Annotated in this window: 23 protein-coding genes and 2 tRNA genes; 7 read left to right on the plus strand and 18 right to left on the minus strand. The window is 43.5% G+C overall.

The annotated features are described in order from the left end of the window. Positions 1–62: 62 nt before the first annotated feature. From F885_RS06255 to F885_RS06240, 4 genes are all read right to left on the minus strand, one after another. Positions 63–452, minus strand: a complete 390-nt coding sequence (locus F885_RS06255) for a hypothetical protein (RefSeq protein ID WP_004801913.1) — start codon at positions 450–452, stop codon at positions 63–65. Positions 453–461: 9 nt separating this feature from the next. Next, a complete protein-coding gene (locus tag F885_RS06250; RefSeq protein ID WP_004801912.1) occupies positions 462–1,304 on the minus strand; it encodes a ParA family protein in 843 nt (280 codons plus the stop codon). A gap of 82 nt (positions 1,305–1,386) precedes the next feature. Further along, complete coding sequence (locus F885_RS06245; RefSeq protein WP_005186574.1) at positions 1,387–1,779, minus strand: SirB2 family protein; 393 nt, start codon at positions 1,777–1,779, stop codon at positions 1,387–1,389. 9 nt (positions 1,780–1,788) lie between these two features. After that, positions 1,789–2,097, minus strand: a complete 309-nt coding sequence (locus tag F885_RS06240; protein WP_005319777.1) for a BolA family protein — start codon at positions 2,095–2,097, stop codon at positions 1,789–1,791. 190 nt (positions 2,098–2,287) lie between these two features. Here F885_RS06240 and F885_RS06235 point away from each other — a divergent pair. Beyond that, positions 2,288–2,360 (plus strand) — tRNA-Gly (locus tag F885_RS06235). Positions 2,361–2,401: 41 nt separating this feature from the next. Then, positions 2,402–2,477, plus strand: a tRNA-Gly gene (locus F885_RS06230). A gap of 65 nt (positions 2,478–2,542) precedes the next feature. Here F885_RS06230 and F885_RS06225 read toward each other — a convergent pair. The 8 genes from F885_RS06225 to F885_RS06190 all read right to left on the minus strand — a co-directional run bounded on the left by F885_RS06225 (position 2,543) and on the right by F885_RS06190 (position 11,728). Next, the gene (locus tag F885_RS06225) at positions 2,543–2,914 is read right to left on the minus strand and encodes a rhodanese-like domain-containing protein (protein ID WP_005319779.1); all 372 of its coding nucleotides are present in this window, start codon (positions 2,912–2,914) and stop codon (positions 2,543–2,545) included. A 214-nt stretch (positions 2,915–3,128) separates the two neighbouring features. After that, on the minus strand, positions 3,129–4,487 hold the full coding sequence (locus tag F885_RS06220) for an MFS transporter (protein ID WP_005319781.1): 1,359 nt from the start codon (positions 4,485–4,487) through the stop codon (positions 3,129–3,131). Positions 4,488–4,605: 118 nt separating this feature from the next. Next, the gene (locus tag F885_RS06215) at positions 4,606–5,631 is read right to left on the minus strand and encodes an enoyl-CoA hydratase/isomerase family protein (protein ID WP_005319783.1); all 1,026 of its coding nucleotides are present in this window, start codon (positions 5,629–5,631) and stop codon (positions 4,606–4,608) included. A 13-nt stretch (positions 5,632–5,644) separates the two neighbouring features. Then, on the minus strand, positions 5,645–6,418 hold the full coding sequence (locus tag F885_RS06210; protein WP_005319785.1) for an enoyl-CoA hydratase: 774 nt from the start codon (positions 6,416–6,418) through the stop codon (positions 5,645–5,647). 21 nt (positions 6,419–6,439) lie between these two features. Continuing rightward, positions 6,440–7,567, minus strand: coding sequence for an acyl-CoA dehydrogenase family protein (locus F885_RS06205; RefSeq protein WP_005319787.1), 1,128 nt, complete (start codon positions 7,565–7,567; stop codon positions 6,440–6,442). Positions 7,568–7,577: 10 nt separating this feature from the next. Further along, a complete protein-coding gene (locus F885_RS06200; protein ID WP_005319790.1) occupies positions 7,578–9,227 on the minus strand; it encodes an AMP-binding protein in 1,650 nt (549 codons plus the stop codon). A 78-nt stretch (positions 9,228–9,305) separates the two neighbouring features. Next, positions 9,306–10,196 (minus strand): 3-hydroxyisobutyrate dehydrogenase, encoded by an 891-nt coding sequence (gene mmsB / locus F885_RS06195; RefSeq protein ID WP_005319793.1) that lies wholly within the window; start codon positions 10,194–10,196, stop codon positions 9,306–9,308. A 14-nt stretch (positions 10,197–10,210) separates the two neighbouring features. Next, positions 10,211–11,728 carry a CoA-acylating methylmalonate-semialdehyde dehydrogenase gene (locus F885_RS06190; RefSeq protein WP_005319795.1) on the minus strand — a complete coding sequence of 506 codons (1,518 nt, stop codon included), beginning with the start codon at positions 11,726–11,728 and terminating at the stop codon, positions 10,211–10,213. Between the two features lie 165 nt (positions 11,729–11,893). On the opposite strand from F885_RS06190, the gene F885_RS06185 reads away from it, so the two are divergent. Further along, positions 11,894–12,775, plus strand: coding sequence for a LysR family transcriptional regulator (locus F885_RS06185; protein ID WP_005319798.1), 882 nt, complete (start codon positions 11,894–11,896; stop codon positions 12,773–12,775). 65 nt (positions 12,776–12,840) lie between these two features. On the opposite strand, the gene F885_RS06180 is transcribed toward F885_RS06185, so the two are convergent. The 4 genes from F885_RS06180 to F885_RS06165 form a co-directional block, all read right to left on the minus strand. Continuing rightward, complete coding sequence (locus F885_RS06180; protein ID WP_005319801.1) at positions 12,841–14,277, minus strand: amino acid permease; 1,437 nt, start codon at positions 14,275–14,277, stop codon at positions 12,841–12,843. 191 nt (positions 14,278–14,468) lie between these two features. After that, complete coding sequence (locus F885_RS06175) at positions 14,469–14,828, minus strand: RidA family protein (protein ID WP_005319804.1); 360 nt, start codon at positions 14,826–14,828, stop codon at positions 14,469–14,471. A 9-nt stretch (positions 14,829–14,837) separates the two neighbouring features. Next, positions 14,838–15,941 carry an alanine racemase gene (alr, locus tag F885_RS06170; RefSeq protein ID WP_005319807.1) on the minus strand — a complete coding sequence of 368 codons (1,104 nt, stop codon included), beginning with the start codon at positions 15,939–15,941 and terminating at the stop codon, positions 14,838–14,840. 23 nt (positions 15,942–15,964) lie between these two features. Further along, complete coding sequence (locus F885_RS06165; RefSeq protein ID WP_005319810.1) at positions 15,965–17,221, minus strand: D-amino acid dehydrogenase; 1,257 nt, start codon at positions 17,219–17,221, stop codon at positions 15,965–15,967. A gap of 139 nt (positions 17,222–17,360) precedes the next feature. Here F885_RS06165 and F885_RS06160 point away from each other — a divergent pair, with 139 nt between their 5' ends. Continuing rightward, entirely contained in the window at positions 17,361–17,828 is a 468-nt protein-coding gene (locus F885_RS06160; protein ID WP_005200824.1) for an Lrp/AsnC ligand binding domain-containing protein, read from the plus strand. Positions 17,829–17,870: 42 nt separating this feature from the next. On the opposite strand, the gene F885_RS06155 is transcribed toward F885_RS06160, so the two are convergent. Continuing rightward, positions 17,871–19,058 (minus strand): capsule biosynthesis protein, encoded by a 1,188-nt coding sequence (locus F885_RS06155; RefSeq protein ID WP_005319814.1) that lies wholly within the window; start codon positions 19,056–19,058, stop codon positions 17,871–17,873. A 9-nt stretch (positions 19,059–19,067) separates the two neighbouring features. Further along, on the minus strand, positions 19,068–21,140 hold the full coding sequence (locus F885_RS06150) for a capsular polysaccharide biosynthesis protein (protein WP_005319818.1): 2,073 nt from the start codon (positions 21,138–21,140) through the stop codon (positions 19,068–19,070). 93 nt (positions 21,141–21,233) lie between these two features. Between F885_RS06150 and F885_RS06145 the strand changes: the two genes are divergently transcribed. From F885_RS06145 to F885_RS06135, 3 genes are all read left to right on the plus strand, one after another. Continuing rightward, positions 21,234–22,244 carry a CgeB family protein gene (locus F885_RS06145; protein ID WP_005319823.1) on the plus strand — a complete coding sequence of 337 codons (1,011 nt, stop codon included), beginning with the start codon at positions 21,234–21,236 and terminating at the stop codon, positions 22,242–22,244. After that, positions 22,237–23,241, plus strand: coding sequence for a galactosyltransferase-related protein (locus F885_RS06140; protein WP_005319826.1), 1,005 nt, complete (start codon positions 22,237–22,239; stop codon positions 23,239–23,241). Before F885_RS06145 ends, F885_RS06140 begins: the two co-directional genes overlap by 8 nt. Before the next feature lie 104 nt (positions 23,242–23,345). Continuing rightward, on the plus strand, positions 23,346–24,521 hold the full coding sequence (locus F885_RS06135) for an SGNH/GDSL hydrolase family protein (RefSeq protein WP_005319829.1): 1,176 nt from the start codon (positions 23,346–23,348) through the stop codon (positions 24,519–24,521). Positions 24,522–24,549: the final 28 nt, after the last annotated feature.

Genomic DNA, 24,549 nt, shown 5'->3' on the forward strand with positions numbered 1-24,549 from the left:
ACATTTTGCTATAATTTAGTTGCTGAACGCCATCTTGTGCGATGACGATCAGTTCTCAAAATTTACGATTTTGGGCGTTGTTTTACAATGATTGGGCAACCTTTAAATTTTGCTGCCTGTACAATCGCATCTTGTTGGCCTAATACATTAGCAAGTTCGGTATTTTTGGTATTCATCGACTGTCCCATATTGACCGAGATCGATGGACCAAAGCCCCAACCGCCTCTGCCCCAGCCACCACCAAGGCCAAGACCGACACCCACACCTGTACGTTTTGGCGTTTGCACACCATTTTCGATATAGAGCTGAATACGGTTGTACTCGGCTTGCAACTGCTGGCAATTCAGTGCTTGATATTGTGTCGGCGATACATAAGCTGGCTTAACCGTTGATGCACATGCACCCAATAACATGCTTGCAGCCAAAACAGGCATCCAATATAAGCGTTTCATAAGATTCTCTTATTTCTTTGATTCAATCTCATTGAACAGGGTCACATAAGCGACGGTCAATTTATGGTCAGATGCCAAATGAATCAAGGGTAAATTCTTTTGATGTGATTCTTTCATCAAGATCGATGGCGGCAACATGCTATCCAGCACAGGCAAACCTTCATCTTTTAACTGTTGAACCACTTCACGAGGTAATTTTGCCTGAGATTGGAACTGATTGACCACAATTCCCTCAATCTCCAAGCGATCATTATGATCATCTTGGGTTTCGAGCACATTTTCAATCAAAGTTTGTAACGCACGTTTTGAAAACACGTCACAATCAAATGGAATCAGCACGCGATCTGCTGAAATTAATGCAGATAAAGTGAAGAAGTTAAACGCGGGTGGCGTATCAATAAAGATGCGGTCATAGCGCGCACTGAGAGACTGGATCGAATCACGTAATTTATAAATTTTGTGCTTACTTTCCAGTGCATGCTCCAATGCGCCTAGGCTTGGGCTTGCTGGAATCACATCCAGATTGTCAAAAGAAGAACGGTGGACATAGCTGTCCAAACCTTTGCCACGTGGTGCTTTCAGGATTGAACCAATCGCATTGCCGATCAAGCCCTTTTGCTGCGTACTACCTAAAATATCATCAAAGAAGTTTTCAATGTTTGGCTCTAAAGCTGCTTTATCCGCAGAATAGGTTGCATCTTCACCTAAAAGGTATTGGCTTGAATTCGCTTGTGGATCAAGGTCAATCACCAAGGTTCTAAATCCCTGTTTCGCACTAATCGCAGCGAGATTGACCGTAATACTTGATTTCCCCACACCACCTTTTTGGTTAAACACCACACGCGTTAACATGATTTCCCTCTATAATATTTTTGTAAACTGCACGCAGTTTAACCTAGTGACAAAACAATTACTCAAACAATGTGTCGAACAATCAGGCAAAAACAGGCTTAATCATCACCAAACCAAGAATCCCCACCATCGCCACCGTCCCGATGAGTAATCCTGCACGGCGTTGTTCCAATAAAATGCTGCTGCCCTTTTTATAGGTTTTGATCAAAGACGACCACAACACAAAAAATAAAATCACTTTGGCATAGAACCAAGGCTGCACCTCAAAATTATTCATGAACAGTAAAACCGCACCCGTCACAATAATTAAGGTCAAAGATAGATGTTGTAATCCCACCAAGCCTTTACGTGCTTTTGGATTGGGTTGTTGATCTTGTACACCAACAAAGAGTGTTGAACCACGTAATACAAAAGCAATGATCAATAAGCTCACTGCGGACATATGCACAATTTTAGTGAGTAAATGAATATCCATCATTGATCCTTAGCCTTTTGGTGCATGTGCACATTCAGGGCTGGCAGGTGCTTGACCTTGCCATTCACTCGGTACATAAGCATGAATCGCAAGTGCATGGATTCGACCGGGACTCATCAACTCTGCTGCAACAGCATAAATTTTTTGATGACGTTGTACTAAACGTAATCCTTGAAATTCATCACTTACCACGATGACTTTAAAGTGTGATTCTTTACCTGGGAAATATCCGCCATGCCCTGCCGACTCATTGATCACTTCAAGATGGGTAGGTGCAAGCGTGTTTAAATGTTCAATCAACTGTTGTTCTAAGTTCATCAGTCACTCTGTAAGGTCAGATTGAGATAGCTCATTAGTATACATGAGCGCAATCTGAGGGAAACTTTTGTACAAAAATTTGCTTCCCCATGCTTTTTTTGCATGAAAATGCTTTAATTTTATGCAAATAATCAATTTCTTTGCATAAAATTATTGACCCTATTTTTGCATAATGTATTATACACGGCATGCGGGAATAGCTCAGTTGGTAGAGCATAACCTTGCCAAGGTTGGGGTCGGGAGTTCGAGTCTCCTTTCCCGCTCAAATTTTTTAGTGTAAGTTTTCGTAAAAACTGCTCAATTAGCGGGAATAGCTCAGTTGGTAGAGCATAACCTTGCCAAGGTTGGGGTCGGGAGTTCGAGTCTCCTTTCCCGCTCCAGATTCAAAAAAGCCCTAGTCGAAAGATTAGGGCTTTTTTCTTGTGCTTTAGTTTAATCTATATTTTTAAATCACGGGTTTATTCGCCTCTACCCATGCTTTAAAGCCGCCCTCTAAATGCGCTACATTACGATATCCCAATGCCTGTAATGTCTTTACTGCCAACGCCGAACGTCCACCACCCGCACAATGTAGAATGGTTCTGGTATTCGGTTGTAATTCAGACTTATACAGTGGGCTACTCGGATCAGCAGCGAATTCTAAAGTGCCACGAGAGATATGCAACGCGCTTGGTATTGTTCCAGCAACACGCTCTTCTGCGTCTCGCACATCAACCAAAACTGCCTGTCCTGAGGCCAATTCTTGTTCAACTTGATCTGGGCTCAGATTTTCAATCTCCAATTTTGCCTGTTTAACCCATTCAGCAACGGTATTCATTCTGATCATCCTTTCTATGTTATGGACTCACTCGAAATACTAGCGCATTTCAATTTAAATAAGCCCCAATAAATACACTTTGCAACAAAGCTTAAAAATCAACCCGTTTCTGATACCTAAATATTTGATGCTCCACGTGGAACCTTTTAAAGCCTTCAAAGAAAAAGGTGCTTCTAATGATAAACAAGCACCTTTTCAGATTCATTTCTTATCCTTAAGACGGTTCTGTGACTTTGGCTTGCACACTGACTGCTTTTTTGCGCTCGGTTTGCATCCCCGCCAGCAGTCCATCCCGTGGCATAAAAGTGGTCGAGATAATCGCAATCACCGCCATACTGCCAATATAGATCATAATCAGATGTGGGCTGCCGCCACCGACACTGAGTAGCTTTGTCGCTATCAACGGCGCTAGTCCACCACCCAATACCCCCGCCAACTGCACCGAAATCGAGATACCGCTATAGCGAATTTCTGCGGGAAACTGACGGGCAAAAAGCTGTGCCTGTGGTGCATACATAATCGGGAAAACCACCCCGATCGCCAACACGATTGCAGTCCAGACCAACACAGGGTCTTTGGTATTGAGCATGCTAAAGAATGGATAGCTATACAACGCCAGTACACATAGGCCAAACATAAACATATTGCGCTGACCGACTTTATCGGACAAATGTCCACATAATGGGGTCATAAACATAATCACAATGGCCCCACAAATGGTGGCAAATAGGATCTCTTGTCTTGCAATCCCTAATTGCGTGGTGGTGTAGGCCAAAGTAAAGGTCGAGGCAATATAAAACCATGCATTTTCAGCTGCACGCGCCACAATAATGGTGATCAGTTGCTTCGGATGATTTTTAAAGACCTGTAAAGCAGGGACTTTAACTTCTTCCGCCTGCTGCTTCACTTTTTCAAAATCGGGAGACTCTGGCACTTTGACTCGAATGTACCAACCGACTGCCAGTAACACGATGCTGGCAAGAAACGGAATCCGCCAACCCCAACTAAACAAAGCCTGCTCAGGCAATAAAGACACCAATCCTAGTGCAATTGAGGCGAGCATTAACCCACCGCCAGTACTGGCTTGAGGCAGGCTGCCCCAAAAGCCCTTTTTACCTTCTGGCGCATGTTCAACCGCCATCAGCACTGCACCGCCCCACTCACCGCCCATGGCCATACCTTGGATAAATCTCAGGATCACCAAACAGATGGCGGCCCAATAACCAATCGACTCATAAGTGGGTAACAAACCAATCAGTACTGTTGGAATCCCCATCAACATCAAGGTGAGCAATAACATCGATTTTCGGCCAATCTTATCACCAAAATGCCCAAACACCAGACCACCCAATGGCCGCCCGATGAATCCCACTGCATAGGTGGCAAATGCCGCAAGTACACCCGTCAGCGGATCTAAATTGGGGAAAAATAATTTATTGAAAATTAAAGCTGCTGCTGCACCGTAAATAAAAAAGTCATACCACTCAATGGTAGTCCCAACCATACTGGAGATACCTGCCAATCGATGGGATGACTTTTTAGCAGATGAACCGTATCCATGTATTTTTTGCATCATTCTGTTCCTTTCTTGGATTTTCTTGTTTTATATTTTTTTGCTGATCATCAATCCTGACCATCAGCATGTCTGACGTTTTACTACTCCTTCTATGAGTCAATATGCATGATTGGATTTAGCTGAGTTTTTCCAGAATCTGTTCCAGCTCGGGGTTCCGTTGTTGCCATTGCGGCTGTTTGTCTTTGTCCACAATCAGAGCACGTACTCCTTCAATAAAATCACCGTGTTCAAACCAGATATCTTGTAGGTCTCGCTCCAGTTGCATACATTGTGGCAAGGAAAGACCACGGCCTAAATGTTGTAGTTTCAAACTGGTTTGTTTGGCAATGAATGAGCGTTGCTGCAAGATGCTGAGCATTTTTTCTGCCCAAGGCTGCAATTGCTCATCCTGCTCATTCGCGAGGCTTTGCTCGATTTCGTCCAAATGCTGAAAACCGAAATGTCTGCGAATACCATCTGCCAACTGTTTCAGTTCACTTTCAGCAGGTCGGGTAATAAAGCACGCAACAATATGCTCAATATTCTGTTTGCTTAAATTCGGCTCATTGATCAATGCCTCTTGCAAAGCATCCAACTTGTCACTGGGTACGTGATAGTCGATCAAGTCTAAATAAAGGGCATCACTACTACTGATCTGCTCGCCCGTAATGGCCAGATAAACGCCGATATCATCCAGTCGAGACAGGAAATGGGTCGCACCGACATCAGGGAAAAAGCCAATCGCTGTTTCAGGCATGGCAAATCGAGATTTTTCACTGCTCACCACAATATGACACGCTTGTGCTAGCCCAAAACCACCACCGAGCACATAACCATCAAGCATCACAACAACAGGCTTTGCATAGTCACGCAGCAGGTTCAGCATTTTATATTCGGCACTAAAATAACCTTTATAATCAGCCGTATCATTTTTATAGCTATCATATAGATAGCGAATATCCCCACCTGCACAGAAGGCTTTAGGGCTATTCGATTTAATCAAAACAGCTTGAATCGCTGCATCATACCGCCACAGTTCCAGTTGGCTACAGATGCCCTCAATCATCTCTAGTGACAAGGCATTTAAATGTTTGACCCGATCTAAGCTAATCAGACCAAGACCACCTTTTTGCTCAATCATTAACTGATTTTCGATATTCATTGTTGTTGATCTCTTATCGGTTTTTAAATTTCGCCTGACGTTTTTCCACAAAAGCCTGCATGCCTTCTTTCTGATCCGATGTGGCAAAAATGGAGTGGAACATCCGTCTTTCAAAACGTAAGCCTTCGGTCAGATTGACTTCAAAGGCGCGATTAATGGTTTCTTTCAGCATCATGTTGGCCGTTAAAGAGCGCGCAGCAATGTTTTCTGCGGCTTGCAGGGTTTGTTCAAGCAATTCTTCCTTACTAAACACACGTGCCACCAACCCGCTTTGTTCAGCTTCGACTGCGCCCATTTGCCGTGCGGTAAAGCACATTTCCATGGCTTTGGCTTTGCCAATCGCATGGGTTAAACGTTGTGTACCGCCAATCCCTGGAATCACGCCCAAAGTGACCTCAGGCAGACCAAACTTGGCATTGTCTGCACAATAGATAAAGTCACACATCAGGGCCAACTCACAACCACCACCCAAAGCATAGCCACTGACCGCAGCAATCAACGGTTTACGGCGTTGCGCGATACGATCGGCAAGATGGAAAAAATCATCAAAATAAATATCGGGAAAGTTCAGATCCGCCATTTCCTTAATATCGGCACCTGCGGCAAAGGCCTTTTCTGAGCCTGCCAACACCATGCAGCCAATCTCACGATCTTTTTCTAATTCATCTAAAGCCTGATTCACTTCGCTAATTAATTCACTATTCAGCGCATTCAAGGCTTGTGGACGATTCAGCGTAATCAACCCTACGCCATTACGTTTTTCCAATAAAATGGTTTGCCACTGCATCACGGATTCCTTGTTCTCTGGTTATAAGCTACGGGCGATGACTAAACGTTGAATATCGCTGGTGCCTTCATAAATCTGACAAATTCGAGCATCGCGATAGATGCGTTCAATCGGGAAATCTTTGAGGTAACCGTAGCCACCAAACACCTGTAACGCAGCCGAACACACGCGTTCCGTCATTTCTGAAGCAAACAGCTTGGCCATGGATGCTTCATTGAGACAAGGCTGCCCTGCTTCTTTGAGACGTGCAGCGTAGTGCACCAGTTGTCGAGCTGCTTCAATCTCGGTCGCCATACTGGCAAGTCGGAATGCCAGTGCTTGATGCTCAAAAATCGGTTTGCCAAAGGTCAGACGCTCTTTGGCATAGCGCGTAGCTTCTTCCAATGCTGCACGTGCCAACCCGACCGCCTGTGCAGCAATGCCGATGCGACCACCTTCCAGATTGGCAAGCGCGATTTTCAGTCCCTCACCTTCCGCACCCAACATCAGGCTTTTATGAATACGCACATCCGTCAGGGCAATTTGGCAGGTATCGGAGGCATGTAAACCCAATTTCTCTTCGACCCGAATCACTTCGTATCCCGCTGTATCACGTGGCACGAGAAAAGCACTAATGCCCTTTTTACCCGCACTGGGATCAGTCACGGCAAATACGATAATCACCCCAGCATTGTCGCCCGAGGTAATAAACTGCTTAGCACCATTGAGAATATAGTCATCGCCATCTTTCACGGCACGGGTTTTAATCGCTGCAGCATCTGAACCAGTATGCGGTTCAGTCAGGGCAAAAGCACCGATCATTTCACCTTGCGCCAATGGTTTTAAAAAGCGTTGTTTCTGCTCATCGCTACCAAATTTTAAAATTGGCACACAGCCCACCGAGTTATGCACGCTCATGATGGTTGAAGTGGCACCATCGGCTGCGGCCACTTCCTCAAGTGCCAACACATAAGCGAGATTACCTGTGTCAGAACCACCCCATTGCTCAGGAATCAACATGCCCATAAAGCCGAGTTGGCCCATCTGTGCCAGTGCAGCTTTCGGAAAAGTGCCATGTCGATCCCAGTCACTGGCATTGGGCTTGATTTGTTCTTGGGCGAAGCTTTTCGCCATGTCTCGAATTAAGCTTTGTTCTTCAGTTAATTGCATCTTATCTTCCTTACCCTGCCTTTGCTTGCTGTTTCGCAATTTCCTGATTACGTAATAAAAAGCGCTGAATTTTGCCACTTGGAGTTTTTGGCAGTTCAGTGACGAACTCGACCAAGCGTGGATAAGCATGTGCAGACAGACGTTTTTTCACAAACTGACTCAATTCCTCAGCCAATTGCTCTAAAGGCTGAATGCCTGCCGATAAAATCACAAAGGCTTTCACCACCTCGGTCCGCTCTGGATCAGGTACCCCGATGACCGCTGCTTCAACCACCGCATCATGCTCGAGTAAGGCACTTTCCACATCAAAGGGGCCAATCCGATAGCCCGAAGTGGTGATCACATCATCACTGCGTCCGACAAAACTCATGCTGCCGTCGGCATGCAACTCGGCAGTATCGCCCGTCAAATAGTACTGACCGATAAAAGGCGATTTACGCGTTTCATGATAGCCACCAAACCACATCATCGGGGATTGGCTGATATCCACCGCTAAAATCCCGGGTGTATCTGCAGGCAGTTCTTCGCCTTGCTCATTTACCACGGCAACACGATAGCCTGCACTGGCAAAACCCGCTGAACCAGCACGAACCTCATGGCTTAAACCATGGTGATTACACACCACCATGCCCACTTCAGTTTGCCCATAATGATCATAAATTGGTGCATCCAACACCTGTTTAAACCAGCGAATCACTTCTGGATTCAATGGCTCTCCTGCACTGCTGACCACACGGAACTGGCCTTTTAGCGCGGCCATCTGGGCAGGGTCTGCTGCCATCATCATGCGATAAGCCGTAGGTGCACCTGCCAGATTGGTAATCTGATAATCCTTCACAATTTGACACAGGCTGTCAGTACTAAAACCACCGTCATAGAACAAGATGGCATGCCCTAAGAATAAGGGGCCAGTAATACCAAAGTACAAGCCATACGCCCAACCTGGATCGGCAATATTCCAGAATGAATCCTCTTCTCTGAGACCAACCGCATCTTGCATATAGCGCGCAAATGCCAATAAGGCTTTTAACGGCACTTCTAAAGGTTTTGCAGGTCCTGTCGTTCCTGACGTAAACATCAATAAAAATGGATCTTGAAGGGTTCGCATCACCAAGTCACAGTGCTCAGGTTGATGCTGTACTTCATCCCAGAAATTAAAGTCTTCTGGATTTAACGGTGTCGCTTGCTGATCTGCAACCGTGACAATTGCGGGGCAACGCTCAACTTCATCGAGTTTGCTGCGGTTACCTGTATCCGTCACTACCAACTTACTTTGTGCCAGTTGCAGACGGTGCTCGATTGCCTTTGGCCCAAATGCAGTAAACAAAGGTTGATATACCGCACCAATTCGCCAAGCGGCGAAAATCGTCACCAACAGCTCTGGTGTTCTTGGCAGTAATCCTGAAATACGATCACCTGCTTTTACACCCTGCGATTTTAAGAAATTGGCAAATTGACTCGACCATTGCTGTAACTGGCGAAAGGTATACTGTTCTTTTCGGCCATCTTTGCCTTGCCAATACAATGCGATCTTGTCGCTTTGTGCATGGCGATCACAACATTCATAACAGGCATTCAATGCATCGACTGAACCTGACAGCATCTGTGTTGCTGTACTTTGCAAATCAAAAGCCTGTACCGTCTCTTTATAATTCAACATCTATGTTCCCTCAGTCTGGTTTGATTGTTATTCATGACAGGGTTTAATTTTTTGATAGCCATCCTTTGGCTTGAGCTGTTATGCCTCTGGCGGCAGGTATTGCTGAATAATGCTGGAAAAATCGAGATGCGCATTGCCACGCATACACATTTGCTGATACAGCTGCTGTACCATCCCACCCAACACAATCGGTTGTTTGACTTGCCCTGCCGCTTCTACCGCAAGACCCAAGTCTTTCAACATCAACTGCGTGGCAAAACCATCTTGATAGCCGCGCGAAGCGGGCGCATTTTCATTAATCTGTGGCCATGGATTACAGACTTCCGAACTCCAGCAACGACCACTTGAGGTGTTAATCACCCCAGCCAAGGCTTTTGGATCAATGCCCAGTTTGGCACCGAGCGCCATGCCTTCTGCCACGGCAGCCATAGAGATTCCGAGAATCAGGTTATTGCAGATTTTGGCAATTTGACCTGCACCCACCTCACCGCAATGCACCACGTTTTTGCCCATGTGACTGAGTACGGGTTTGACTTCATCAAAAGTCTGATCATTGGCACCCACCATAAAGGTCAAGGTCCCCGCTTGTGCACCAATGGTGCCACCCGAAACAGGTGCATCACAAATGTGAATATTTTTACTTTGGGCAACCGCAGCAATGTCCTTGATGGTTTGTGGGTCAATGGTACTGCTATCAATACATAAGCTGCCTGTTTTCAGTACTTCAAGTACTCCATTTTCACCAAGATAGACCTCTTTAACATGTTTGGCCGCAGGTAACATGCTGATCAGCACATCGGCTTGTTTGGCCGCTGCTTGAGGGCTGTCACACACCACGCCACCTGCCTCGGCAAAGTGCTGAATGGCCACTTCGCTGAGGTCATAACCATAGACGGTAAGTCCGGCTTTAAGTAGGTTGTGGGCCATTCTGCCGCCCATATTGCCTAGACCGATAAAGGCGATATTCATCCGTGATCCCCTTGTTAACGTAAACTGATGGTGGTATTGACACCGCCCACTTCATGACTGTCTTCAAACCAGCGACTGGTAATGGTTTTGGTTTGAGTATAGAACTGCACGGCTTGTTTGCCGTAAGGGCCTAAATCACCGAGTTTTGAACCACGAGAACCCGTAAAACTGAAGAACGGTACAGGGACAGGAATTGGGATATTGATGCCGACTTGACCGATATCAATCAGGTTCTGGAAAGTACGCGCAATCGCACCACTTTGGGTGAATAATCCCACACCATTACCAAATGGATTGGCATTGATCAGCGCAATTGCTTCTTCAAGCGTATCGACACAAATAATCGCCAGCACAGGACCAAAGATTTCTTCTTTATAAATACGCATATCCGTACTTACACCACTGAAAATCGTCGCCCCGACAAAGTTGCCTGACTCATAACCGTGTACCTGAACATCGCGGCCATCAAGCAGTAGTTCTGCACCTTGTTCAACACCACTATTGATCAAATCCAGTACACGCGCTTTGGCACGTTTTGAAATCACAGGGCCAATATCAGTATTCGGTTCATGCCCTGCATTAACAGTTAATGTTTTGGCCTTTTCAACCAACTCTGCAATCCAGTGTTTACTGTCTCCGACCATCACCGCAACTGACAACGCCATACAACGTTGCCCTGCTGCACCAAATGCCGCACCGACTAAAGCATTCAGCGTTTGTTCTTTATTGGCATCAGGCATTACCGCGACATGGTTTTTCGCACCCATCATCGACTGCACACGTTTGCCATGTTGTCCTGCAAGGTTATACACATGTGTGCCCACTGCGGTCGAACCGACAAAGGAAATCGCTTTAATATCAGCATGGGTACACAGGCGATCAACCACCTCTTTACCACCATGTACCACATTGAGCACCCCTGCTGGAATGCCCGCCTGAATCGCAAGTTCGACTAACATCATGGTCGAAAGCGGATCTTGCTCAGAAGGCTTCAATACAAAGGTATTGCCACATACAATCGCCATTGGGAACATCCAGAGCGGAATCATGGCAGGGAAATTAAATGGCGTAATACCTGCACACACACCCAAAGGCTGCTGTAAGGTATAGGTATCAACACCACGTGCGACACCTTCAACATATTCACCCATTTGCAAGGTGCCAACTGAACAGGCATGCTCAACCACTTCTAAACCGCGTTGAATATCACCTTCTGCATCCGCCAAGGTCTTGCCTTGTTCCGCAGTCAATACCTGTGCAATCTCCTTCATATTGGCACGAATCAAATCTTGCAGTTTCAGCATGATACGCATACGCGCCTGAATCGGGGTCTGACGCCAAGACGCAAATGCTGCTTGTGCAGACTGAATTGCCGCATCGACTTCCTGTACCGTCGCAAATGGCACACGACCAATCACTTCCTGCGTTGCAGGATTAATAATGTCTTGCCATTGTTGAGTTTCAGATTCGATAAAACTGCCGTTAATGAGTAACTTGGCTGTTTCCAATTGAATATTTTGGATTGTGTTCATAACCTCTCCATAGGCCGTATTTTTATTGTGTTCAGTGTTCAGAAAATATCGATCGTCGTATTTTCTTTATTCAGGTTTTATTCGAGACTAGCAAAGAAAGCTTTGACCACCAACGCAAATTAATGCACGATCGTTGTGCAAATATGCACATGGACGACAATAACAATGAAAGTGGATTGGGATCATCTACAGTTTTTTTTAGTGTTGGCACGGACTAAAACCTTGACCAATGCAGCACGGATCATCGGCGTGGAACACAGTACCGTGGCACGGCGGATTCAGGCGTTGGAGCAAGCTTTAGGGGTGACCTTATTTAAACGTGAGGCCTCTGGTTATGAGCTGACGCTGGAAGGAATGGCATTGGTGCCACGGGTTGAGCAAATGGAATATGCCTTTCTGCAAATTGAAAAGCCTGATCAACCTTTGCAAGGCCGTGTGCGAATTGGCACACCTGAGGGTTTTGGTACCGCATTTTTGGCGCGCTTGTTAGCGGAGTTTTCCATACAGTATCCCTCGCTGACCATTGACCTGATTCCAGTGCCGAAAATGATCAAGCTGTCGCATCGTGAAGCAGATATTGTGGTTTCAATTGAACGACCCACCTCTGGCCCCTATATCATTACGCGACTCTCAGATTATTGTTTAAAAATTTATGGCAGCAAAAGCTATCTGTCTCAGCATCCCCCGATTCGGCATTTACAGGATTTAACCCCACATCGCTTCGTCAATTATATTGATGATTTGGTCTATAGCCCCGAGTTGTACTGTCTGGAACGCTTACCTTTAAAACTGAATGCAAACTTTCGCAGCAGCAGTATTTTAGCGCAGCAGATTGCAGTGAGTGCGGGCGCAGGATTGGCGATTTTGCCCAAGTTTTTGGCCGATGATAAGCCCGAGCTTGAAGCCGTACTGGAGCAACAGGTACGCTATACCCATACCTTTTGGATGCTGACCTTTGTCGATCTACAGCATGAGCCCCGTATTAAACTGGTCTGGGATTATCTACGCAAACAGGCTGATCAATATCAGCACTTATTGGTGGATTAAACACATTGGCTAGACCATAAAAAAACCGATCAATGTAGATCGGTTTTTTACTGAATAGACAAGAATTATTGTGCCAATTCACGACCCAGTTTTTTCATGCGTGGTTTATACATCAGCTGATAGGTCACAGCCAAAATAACCACCCACAATGGACTAACATACAGGGCTTTTAAGGTATCTGGTTCAAGTGCCAAAATCACCAAAGCGAATAACAGGAAAGCAATCACGATATAAGACATGAATACGCCACCCGGCATTTTAAACTTCGATTGTGCATGCAGTTCTGGACGTAGCTTTCGGTAACGCAGATAGCACACCATGATCAGGCTCCAAACACTGATGAATAGAATCACACACAATGAACTTGCCAGCGTAAAGGCCTCAAGGGTATTCGGTACAAAATATTGTAGTACGGCTCCGCCCATGATGAAGACACAAGAGAAAATCAAACCATTGGCTGGGACGGCACTTTTGGATAAACGACCAAAAGCATTCGGTGCCTGACCATCTTTAGACAGACCAAACAGCATCCGACTGGTAGAGAACACACCACTGTTCATGGAAGACATTACTGAAGACAATACCACCAAATTCATGATGATGGCCGATGTCACAATCCCAGCATTTAAGAATAACTCCACAAATGGGCTCTTATCTGCACGGATAATGTTCCAAGGTGTCACTGACATCACCACCAATAAAGCCAACACATAGAACAAGATAATCCGAATCGGAATCGCATTAATGGCCTTTGGCAAATTCTTATGCGGGTCTTTGGTTTCAGCAGCAGTGGTTCCAATCAGTTCCACGCCGACAAAGGCGAATACAGCAATCTGAAAACCTGCCAAGAAACCATCCAGACCTTTTGGAAACATACCACCATGCGACCAGACATTACTGAGCGAAGCGACAGCACCATGAGGTGCGTGGAAATGGCTAAAGATCATATAGCCACCGACACCGATCAAGCCAATAATCGCTAAAATCTTGATCAGGGCAAACCAGAACTCAATTTCACCAAATAGGCGCACGGTGAGCAGGTTTAAGAACAACACAAACAGCACGCAGCCTGCACTAATAGCAGCCTGTCCAATTGGAGTAAACATGGTGCCTTCAGGCAGCCAGAAGGTGAGATAATTGATCACGGCGGCCAGATCGGCAATCCCGACCAGCACCCAACCTAACCAATAAGTCCAACCCATGTAATAGCCGGCCCATGGTCCAATCAGATCATGCGCCATATCGACAAAGGATTTGTAATGCAGGTTGGCAAGCAACAATTCACCGAGCGCCCGCATTAAGAAGAAAAACATGCCACCAATAATCATGTAAATAAACAGAATTGATGGGCCTGCCAAAGAGATGGTTTTGCCTGACCCCATAAAGAGCCCTGTACCAATGGCACCGCCGATGGCGATCAACTGCAAATGGCGATTGGAGAGTTTACGTTGTAAGTCTTGGGGCGACTGTTCGCCTTCTGACTGATGAGATGTAACCGTCATATAAAGTTCCTTTTACTTTTTTCCTAAATGAGTCAGCACTTGATTTATACGCCATACCCTAGCTGTCTTTTAAAGACGGCTGACTCATTTCGATTGCAAGAAAATACGTATCTGACTACGTTTTATCTACTGCAAATACGTTACTTTTCTTCTTTTTTTATATTTTTTAAACAAAAATAAAGCGGATCGCTTTATTTTTGTGCTGCAACGACTGCAATTTCGATCAACCACTTCGGATTGACCAAGTCTGCCTGAATGGTGGCACGCGAAGGTGCAACATGACCTTTTAACCAGTCAATCCAGATGGTGTTGACCACTGGGAAATCGGACAGGTCTTTAAGAAATAATTGCGCCGACAATAAACGTGATTTATCAGTTCCTGCTGAAGCCAAAAGTTGTTCAATGGTGGCCAACACTTCACGGGTTTGCCCTTCAATATCTAAGTCGGCATTTTTAGGCACTTGTCCTGATAAATACACCACTTGATTGAAGACCGTCACTGCGCTCATGACTTCATTGGTATTGAGCTTTTGAATATCTGAATGAGACATAAGAAATCCTTATTCCTGAGTAATAAATGAAACACGTGCAGTCACACCACACATCAGTTCATAACCGATGGTGCCTGAACCTGCTGCCACTTCATCAATGGCTAAAATTGTGCCTGAACTGGATTGGCCCCAAAGCACCACTTCACTGCCAACATCGGCATCGCTGATTGGGCTGAGGTCTACCGCCAGCATATCCATGCTGACCCGTCCAATGATCTGGGTCCGAATCCCATTGACCAGTACTGGGGTTCCTGTTGCTGAAATACGTTGATAACCATCGGCATAGCCACAGGCAACGATGCCAATTCGGATCGGCTGCTCGGCCACATAACTGGAACCATAACCGACACTTTCATTGGCACTGAGTTCTTGTACGGCAATAATCTCGCTGCGCAAACTCATGCTCGGCGCAAGGCCCCAGTCCTGAATGGTATGTTTGGGATAATCGGGCGAACTGCCGTACAGCATGATGCCGCCACGGACATAGTCCGACTGTAATTGAGTTTGATATCTTAAGATTGCAGCACTGTTACTAACCGATCTTTCTCCCGGTAAACCTTCAATGCTGGCTTCAAATTGCTGCAGTTGATAGTCAATGCCAGTTTCACCAAAACGGTCACCATCGGCATCGGAGAAATGCATCATATGGGTGATGCTGGCAATGTTGTCTGACTGACTCAGCTGCTGCCAAATGTCACGATATTGTTGTGGTTTAAACCCTAAACGGTTCATACCACTGTTCATTTTCAGGAAAATATCGAATTGAGCAGGATAGGCATGCTGCTGTATCCAAGCCACCTGTTGGGTATTGTGTACGGTAAAACTCAGTTGGTATTGCACACAATCAAACAGGTCTTGGGCCGAGAAAATTCCTTCCAACAATAAAATCGGACCGGTCCAGCCCAAAGCCCGCAGACGTTTTGCTTCGTCCAAATCCAGCAAGGCAAAACCATCGGCGCTTTTAAAAGATGCATAAACACGTTCAATTCCATGCCCATAAGCATTGGCTTTGACCACCGCAAACACTTTGCTGTTCGGAACCGATTGCCTTACCACCGCAAGGTTTTGACGTAAGGCTTGGGCATGGATCACCGCAGTAATTGGACGAGGCATAATTAACTTCCCTGTCTGTGCAATTAAGCGGCGTGCGAATAACGTTGAATCGACAAACCATCGGTACTGATGTCAGGGCGATGGTTCATGACCAGATCACTGATCAACTTGCCTGAACCACAGGCCATGGTCCAACCTAAAGTGCCGTGCCCTGTATTCAGGAACAGATTCTTGTACTGGGTTGCACCAATAATCGGCGTGCTGTCTGGGGTCATTGGACGTAGGCCAGTCCAGAATGAGGCTTGAGCGAGATCTCCACCTGGGAACAAGTCCTGCGTCACCATTTCCAAGGTAGCACGACGATCTTGATTCAATCCAAGATTGAAGCCGCTCAATTCAGCCATACCACCAACACGAATTCGTTGATCAAAACGGGTAATCGCAACTTTATAGGTTTCATCCAATACCGTTGATTGTGGTGCAAATTTTGGCTCTACAATCGGAATGGTCAGCGAATAACCTTTCACTGGATAAACCGGTAAATTCAGTTCCAGTGGTTTCAGGAAGTCACGAGAGTAACTACCAAAGGCCAAGACATAACGATCCGCAGTAAGAACTTCACCATTGACCTTGACGCCTTTGATTTCATCGCCTTCAACAATCAGGTTTTCGACATTTTGGTCGAATTTGAATTCAACACCCAAATCTTGCGCCAGTTTTGCCAAGGCATTGGTAAATAAATAGCAATCGCCCGTTTCATCATTCGGTAAATGTAGGCCACCGACCAATTTATCAGTATGGGCTAAAGCAGGCTCTACACTCGCCAGTTCTTGGGCATTCAGTAAAGTGAAGTCGACACCACACTCTTGCAACACTTGAATATCACGTTGTACCGCTTCAAGTTGCGCGTCGCTACGGAATACTTGTAAGGTGCCCTTCGAACGGTTTTCATAGTTGATGCCGGTTTGTGCTCTTAAATCACGTAAGCAGTCACGGCTGTATTCTGCCACACGCATCATGCGTTCTTTGTTCACCGCATAGCTTTGTGGATTACAGTTTTTCAACATCTGTGCCATCCACTGCAACTGCCACATACTGCCATCAATATTGATCGCTAATGGCGCGTGATGCTGGAACATCCACTTGACTGCTTTAAAAGGGATACCCGGTGCTGCCCATGGGGTTGAGTATCCTGGGGAGATTTGACCCGCATTACCAAAACTGGTTTCTTTGGCAGGTCCTGATTGACGGTCAAGTACCGTCACTTGCGCACCTTGTTGTGCAAGATAATAAGCACTTGCCACACCAATGACGCCACTTCCTAAAACGATTACGCGCATAACAGATCCCTCAAGCACACACTAGGTTATTTAACTAGTATATTTTTGGATCAATAGTTTTTTTCACTGATTTTATGACTATAATCTAGGTAATTTAATATTTTCGTCGCGAAAAAATTAAAATAAAAGGGAATCTTCTATGCGTAAATTAGACCGGATTGATCGCCAGATTTTAGATATTTTGCAACGTGAAGGCCGCATTGCCATCAGTGAGTTGGCATCTCGGGTCAACCTGTCCACCACGCCCTGCTCAGAACGAGTGAAGCGTTTGGAGCGCGAAGGGATTATTGTGGGCTACTATGCTCGACTCAACCCAGCTTATGTTGATCGTAGCCTACTGGTGTTTCTGGAAATCAAACTGTCTGCCAAATCTGGCGATGTATTTGATCAGGTGGCACGGGATCTGGTTGATATTCCAGAAGTACTGGAATGCCATCTGATTTCAGGTGAGTTTGATTATCTGGTCAAAGCACGCTTAAAGGAAATGAGTGCCTATCGCCGCCTATTAGGTGATTTATTAAAAAAACTGCCAGCCTCCGCCTCTTCACATAGCTATATTGTGATGGAAGAAGTCAAAGAGTCTTTATATTTAGATATGGGGATATAAACTTGTACCCAATAAAAAAGCCCTGATTTAAGGGCTTTTTTGTTATTTCATCCAGAAATTTTTGCCGTAATAGGCCCCATTTAATTGGGTTATTTCAATCAGTTTTTCTCTGAATAGATGAAAATAGGCTTCATCGGGTGGAGTCGGATTACACCAGAACGCATCCAGATCACCTTGTACGGTTAACCCAGGCAGATCATATAGCGAACGCCCCAGAGTCTTTACCGGGATGTGGTGATAAAGTGCCTGAATCCCCGTTGTACTGTTAATCGTGACCAAACCTAGACCATGTTTTAATAAAGTCGGCAAATGGATATCACAGAAATAATGAACCCGATCCTCTATCCCCAGCTTTGCTGAGACGTCCTGAATCAACTGAGCATATTGACGATAACCACGGTCCATTGGATGATGCTTGAGTACTAAATGATGCGCTGGATTGGCATGCTGTGCAAAAGAGTGAAGAATCTCGACGATACAGTCGCGAATATCCGTGTAATCACTATGTACACGAACCTGTGAATCATTATGCACCTGTAAGGTATAGATAAAATAATTCTTACTGTGTTGCTGAATAAAGGCATCAAAGCGCTTCGGCTCAACCAAAGAGTTTTTAAAACGACGTAACATCGCCATAAACCAGTAGCCAAACTCTTGTACTGGGTTATACCCCCGATGATGTCGATAAAAAGGATAAAGCCAGAACAGCAAAGCCCAACACAGATAATATTGAAAACCGCTCCACAGCATCAGGTGGTAGTGGTTATCACTGGATTCGCGATGCAGCTCTACAGCGTCCTGATTATTTTCAGCTAAGAACAGTTGTTTAAAATTCGAAAAGTCATTGACCCCATCCGCCTCAAAGGTAAGGTAGTCTGGGCGAATATAACCTTCCTCAAACACATAGAACTTGATCTGCAACTGTTGCGCAACCGCGTGTGCCTGTTGATGGTAGAAACGGCAATCGCCGAAACATACAATCGCATCAATTTGATTCTGCTGAATATGTTCAGACAACCAAGCGCCAAAATCAGTTGATTTTTTTCGGTAATGCCAAATATTCGGGCGAGAGTGGTAATAACGCCAGTCCCCCGCATTAAAATTGACTTTAAAACACTCAATTTGTTTGGTTGTAAGCCAGTCTGACAAATCTGTGAAGAATGAGCCTATTGGACCTTGTAATAACACAACTTTTTTGGCTGACAATAGCTCATCTAGATATATAGACAATCTCTAATCCTAAAACTTTATTTTCAATTCACGCAAGCGTGTAAACATCCATGACCAAACGCTTGATGGAGATTTCTCGGCCGTTTGCTGTAATTTGCATATCTGTTGCATCACATGTTCTGGTGTGACCAACGGAATCTGTAATATACGCGTCTGCGGTAAATTATAAACAGGATATTCTACCAAAACACTAAACGCTAACTCGTCCACTGTGAGCTTACGTTGTCTTCTCTCACATGTGTGTCGATCAACTGTAACTCCCCAACCTGCATAAAACGGCATACCATAACAGTATACTTTAATGTTTCTTAACAGTGCTTCAAATCCAGATAAAGAGGTGATTGTGTGCAGCTCATCAATATATTCGAATAGTGTGATAATTGATACGTTTTTTTCAACCCGATCGACCAGATGCTTCATCTCATCCCATGCAATTTTGCCCTTTCTAAGGCCTTCTTCGACATCTGGGTGAGGTTTGTAAATAATATAAGCATCAGGGTGGTTTTTTCGAACTTCTTCGATCAAAGCCAGATTGGTTTTAATATCGATCCCACCCAGCTGAATCGATAAGTCATCCTCGACCTGCCCCACCACTAAAATGATTTTTTTCTCAATATTCTGAAGCGCTTGAACACCATCTGAAAGCTGCTGACCAACGTTATATTTAGTCAGTTTATTTTGAATGATCTGCTGTACCAACGACTGAATACGGCACTGCTGCTCTGGGCTGAGCTGTACCTGATTCAGTAGCTGTTCCAAGCGTGATGGACGCGTGGCATCGTAGTAGATTCCGACATCATCAAAGACCAATGAAAAAGGCCGAATAAGTTTAGCACCGAGTCCCAACGAGCGAAGAAAACCATCTTCAACCGTCCATACCTGTTGGTAGCCTTGTTGCTTGAGTAGCGCAGCCTTTTTCCCCCACGCCACAATGGCTTGATCTTTAGCTGGTTTACGCCAGTGTTTAAAGCGTAGTTCAACCTGAGGAAAGGCCAGAAACTCTTTAATAAAGCTCTTCTTCCATCGACTAAAACCATAAGCCACCACAGTTGTAGCGGGGATTTGTTTTTGAAATTCAATATTAGGAATCAGAGTATCTACAATTTCCTGCAATTCACAGACCTGCTGCGAAACAGGCGAAACATATTTGGCATAGCGTAAATAAGCCGCGGCAAAAAGCTGTTCAATACTCCGCGAGACATGTCTACGGTTTTGAATCGCTTCAGGCAATTGCATACGATCATGTGTTAACCCCCAGCCTGCATACCACGGTATGCCAAAGCAATTCACAGGCTTGCCGCACAATAATGCTTCGAAGCCCAATTGAGAACTCACCACATAGACTTCCGACATGTGCTGGCACAATTCGATCGGATTATAATTCTCTGTCAGTAGCTTGATATTGGGTGCGTTGAGGTGCTCAAGTGAAAAGTGGCTTTGGGCTTTTCCGGCTAAAACATCAGGATGTATTTTCACCCAAATAGTTGCATCAGGATGATCAGTTAGCGCTTGTTGCAGCATGCGATTAAAACTTTCTGCCGATGCCATTGCATAGCGAATCGATTGATCCCCCATGGTTTGATCAACCACAAGGATATTTTTTTGATTATGAAATTCGCTTAATTTAAGTGATTGGTAATGTAAATTGTATTTGCTGATACCCGCATTCAAAATCTTCTGAATCAGTGCTTGCGCTTGTAATATCTCATCTTCAGAAAGTGATAACGCCAAGATGATCTTTTCTAAATCCGAGAATTGTGTCGCATCAAAATAGATACCCGATTGATCTAAAACGACAGAAAGTGGTTGATAACCCGCTTTACCGAGACCCAAAGAACGGATAAAGCCATCTTCTGCACACATGGCAATGCCATGCTGCTCCAAAGCGAATGCTTGTGCTTTTTTAAAACTGTTCTTACGCCCCCAACCCCAAAATATTTTATTATTTTTCGTGTTTGTGCGTTTTTCGATTTCTTGTGTCAATGATTTATATAAATCATTGTTTTTAAAAAAATATATTTTCTTAATCCCAGAAGGAATGTAATCTAACATATGAACGTTTACAATGTTGGCGCAGTTCATTTACTATTATATCACATATTCTTTTCAAAATTTTTTCTACCCTATGGTGGGGGATATTTGAAACTAAGCCACTAATTCAAATTAAGTTTTTTAATGGAAAAATCAATTAACATTTTAGCTGTCTTGGATGACTTTACATTTAGCGCGCTTAATTTAGAAGCAAATGTAAATTTAATTTCATACCAACACTGGTTCTATCATTTTTTCCCAGGGAAGATTGATTTTGTCTTAGTTGAATCTGCATGGTTAGGTCAGCAGCGGAAATGGCAATACCATATCGCAGACTATCCCGAGCATCCAAGACGCAATAATGATAAAGTCAAAGCATTGATTCAATGGGCTAAAAAACATCAAATTCCAACAATTTTCTGGAATAAAGAAGACCCGTATCATTTTGATCAATTTATTGATTCTGCACGTTTATTTGATTTTATTTTTACCACTGACCGTGCATCCATCCCGAATTATCAACGCTTGTGTCCAACAGCAAAAATTAATTATTTGAATTTCCCGTTTCAGCCCAAAATTCACTATCCTGCCCCAATCAGCCAAACAGTTTCTCGCTCTAGCTTATTTATGGGCAGCTATATGCATCATATGTTCCCAGAACGTCGTAAATGGCAAGATATCTTATTTCAAGCTGCAGCACCGCATGGTCTATGCATCATCAACCGACACGATGACAAAAAAGACAAAAACTATAAGTTCCCCGCAACGCTAAAAGCTGAATATTTACACTCGGTCCCTTATCGTGAGACGGGACATATTATGCGTAAATTTCAACAAATCATTAACGTCAACTCAGTCACCACTTCCCCAACCATGCTCTCAAGAAGAGTGGTCGAAGGCATGGCTTGCGGTCATCTGGTGATTAGTAACCCGAGTCTTGCCCTACAGAATTTATTTCCAGATCTATGTGAAGTGGTTGAAACACAGGAACAGGCAGATGAATTATTTACCCAACTCAGCTATGGGTTAAGTCAGCAACAAAACGAAAAAATACGTTATGCTTGTGATCATGTATTCACCCACTATACGGTGAAACAATGGTTAAAAGACATCCTCAACAGTTGCCAAATCGATCACCCCTACTTATATGCTTAAATTTTTTTTCTCGAAAAAGAAAAGACCAGATTATGGTGCGGTTGATTTATCAATCGTCATTCCGATCGACTTAAGCTATCGTAGCCATGATATTTTGCAACGAATCAAACGTCTGGTCGCAATCGCACAAGACCAGTCCATTAGTTTTATTTTAGGCTGTAATGCACAGCCAGAACGCCAAGTACAACAACTCCAAAAGATCATTGCAGGCTGCCCACAAATTATTCTGGTGATTGACCACAGTGCTAGCGGCCATCTTTCACGTCTAAGAAATATTGCATTGGCGCAGGTACAAACACGCTATGTCATGTTTCTTGATATCGATATTCATATCAATCTTCAGCAAATCCATAACGCATTTACCGAGGTACAACAGCATCCTGCACAGTTGTGTATGTACCCATGTTTGTATTTGAGTAAAAAAGGCAGCAAGCAGGTCAACCGCCTGACATTAGCAGCGTTTAGACACGCATATTATGACTTTAGGCGAGACCTGATTTTACATCTCGCCTTCCCATCGTCCATCATCATTACCGACTTGAAGTCTGTACACGCAATTCATGGTTTTGATGAACAGTTTATAGGACATGGCTATGAAGATTTTGATTTTATGCTGCGCTTGTTTCAGCATAAAGGCTTAATCGACTATCAACCAGCCTTATTACTTGATGAAACCTATCTCGCACCGATGATGGCTACAGGTTTTCGAGCCATTTTGGCAGTGAGCCAACTAGAACAATTGCTTAAAAAACAATACTTTTTACATACCCATCATGAAAAAGATAAAAAGAGTCTCTATCACCAACAGCGGCAAGCCAACCAGCAACGCTTTGAAATGAAACTCAAACAACAGATAAATGCAGAAGCGAAAGTCACTGATACAGCCCCACCGTATCTGTTGAAAGCATTCTTTCAGTTATTAGCACAGCATTCTCTCAATCGCCCTGAATACTCAGCACTTTGGGCGGAGATTCAAGGGCATAAATTGAGAAAATAATTATATGAATTGATAAAGTTTGTTTAAAGTTTTACAACACTATTTTGAAATATGAAAATTATGATAAAATTAACAAATTAAGCAAGCATATTAAACGGGAACTAATGCAAAAACGTAATATTCGACTTAAAGAACTAGGTACTAATATCAATAAAATATATGCACCGACTCTAGAATATTTAGAAAACTGCCCCCGTCTTAATAAAAATGAAGTCTATGAAATAACAACAGATAATGAAGGCAATCAACCAACTATTTTTGGAAATGAATCAAATAATAAAATCTTTATGATTGGAGATTCATCTATAGAATGCATGTATATCCGAAATAGTAAAAAAGTACATACAGCATTAGAAGAAATTTTGCTAAAAAATGGATATGACTATGAAATAAAAAACTTAGGAACTTCAGGCTCTCAAACTTTGAATATTATTAATTTATTAATAAATAAATTAATTAATAAAACAAATTCTACTGTAATAATAGCTCTTCCATCAAATGATGAAGGTCCTTTACTTTACGAAGAAGATTATTTTTCACCACATATATATCATGCTACAATTTTACCAGCCACAGAAAGAAAAGTTAAAAGAAATAATGAAATAAATATAGAGATTTATAAAAGAAATTTAGGTCTTATAAAAGCAATCTGTAATCAACTGAATTTAAAGTTACTTTTTACTTCAATTTGTTATACAACTGATGCCCCTCACCTGAAAACTATAAACAATATTGCACGAGAATACTGCAATATCAATAAAATACCATTCTTAGATCTAGAAGAAGAATTTCAAATCAATTCACATTTCTTTTATGATAAATTGCATTTCTTACCCGAAGGGTCTGTCTTTTTTGCACAAAAGCTTTTTAATTTTTTGAAAGACCAACTTATTCAAAATAGTAAAAAAAATTTAGAGATTCTTAAATTCAATTGTTCTGGCATGTTGGAGAAAAATACCATATGGAGTGAAACTATTTCCAACATAAATAGCCAAACAAAAATCAAACTAGTTATAGACTTTGAACATTTAGAGAATACCAAAACACCTGCATTATATGCAATTGATTACTTTAATATTAAAACAAAAGTTTCATTGATTAAATCAGAAAATCCAGATATTGGATATTACAAATATTTCTCTGGACAACCCAGTAAAAGGGTAGAAAAAGTTTTTAATATTGAAATCCCATCAGATTGTAAAGAAATTAAAGTTGGAATTAGAAAGTGGGATGGAAGAGGAATTTATGTCCATAATGCTTTTTTATCAGTACTTAAATAATTAGCATAGCAATTACCATTGATGAAAT

Origin of the sequence: Acinetobacter higginsii, assembly GCF_000369845.1 — a bacterium.
GTDB lineage: Bacteria > Pseudomonadota > Gammaproteobacteria > Pseudomonadales > Moraxellaceae > Acinetobacter > Acinetobacter higginsii.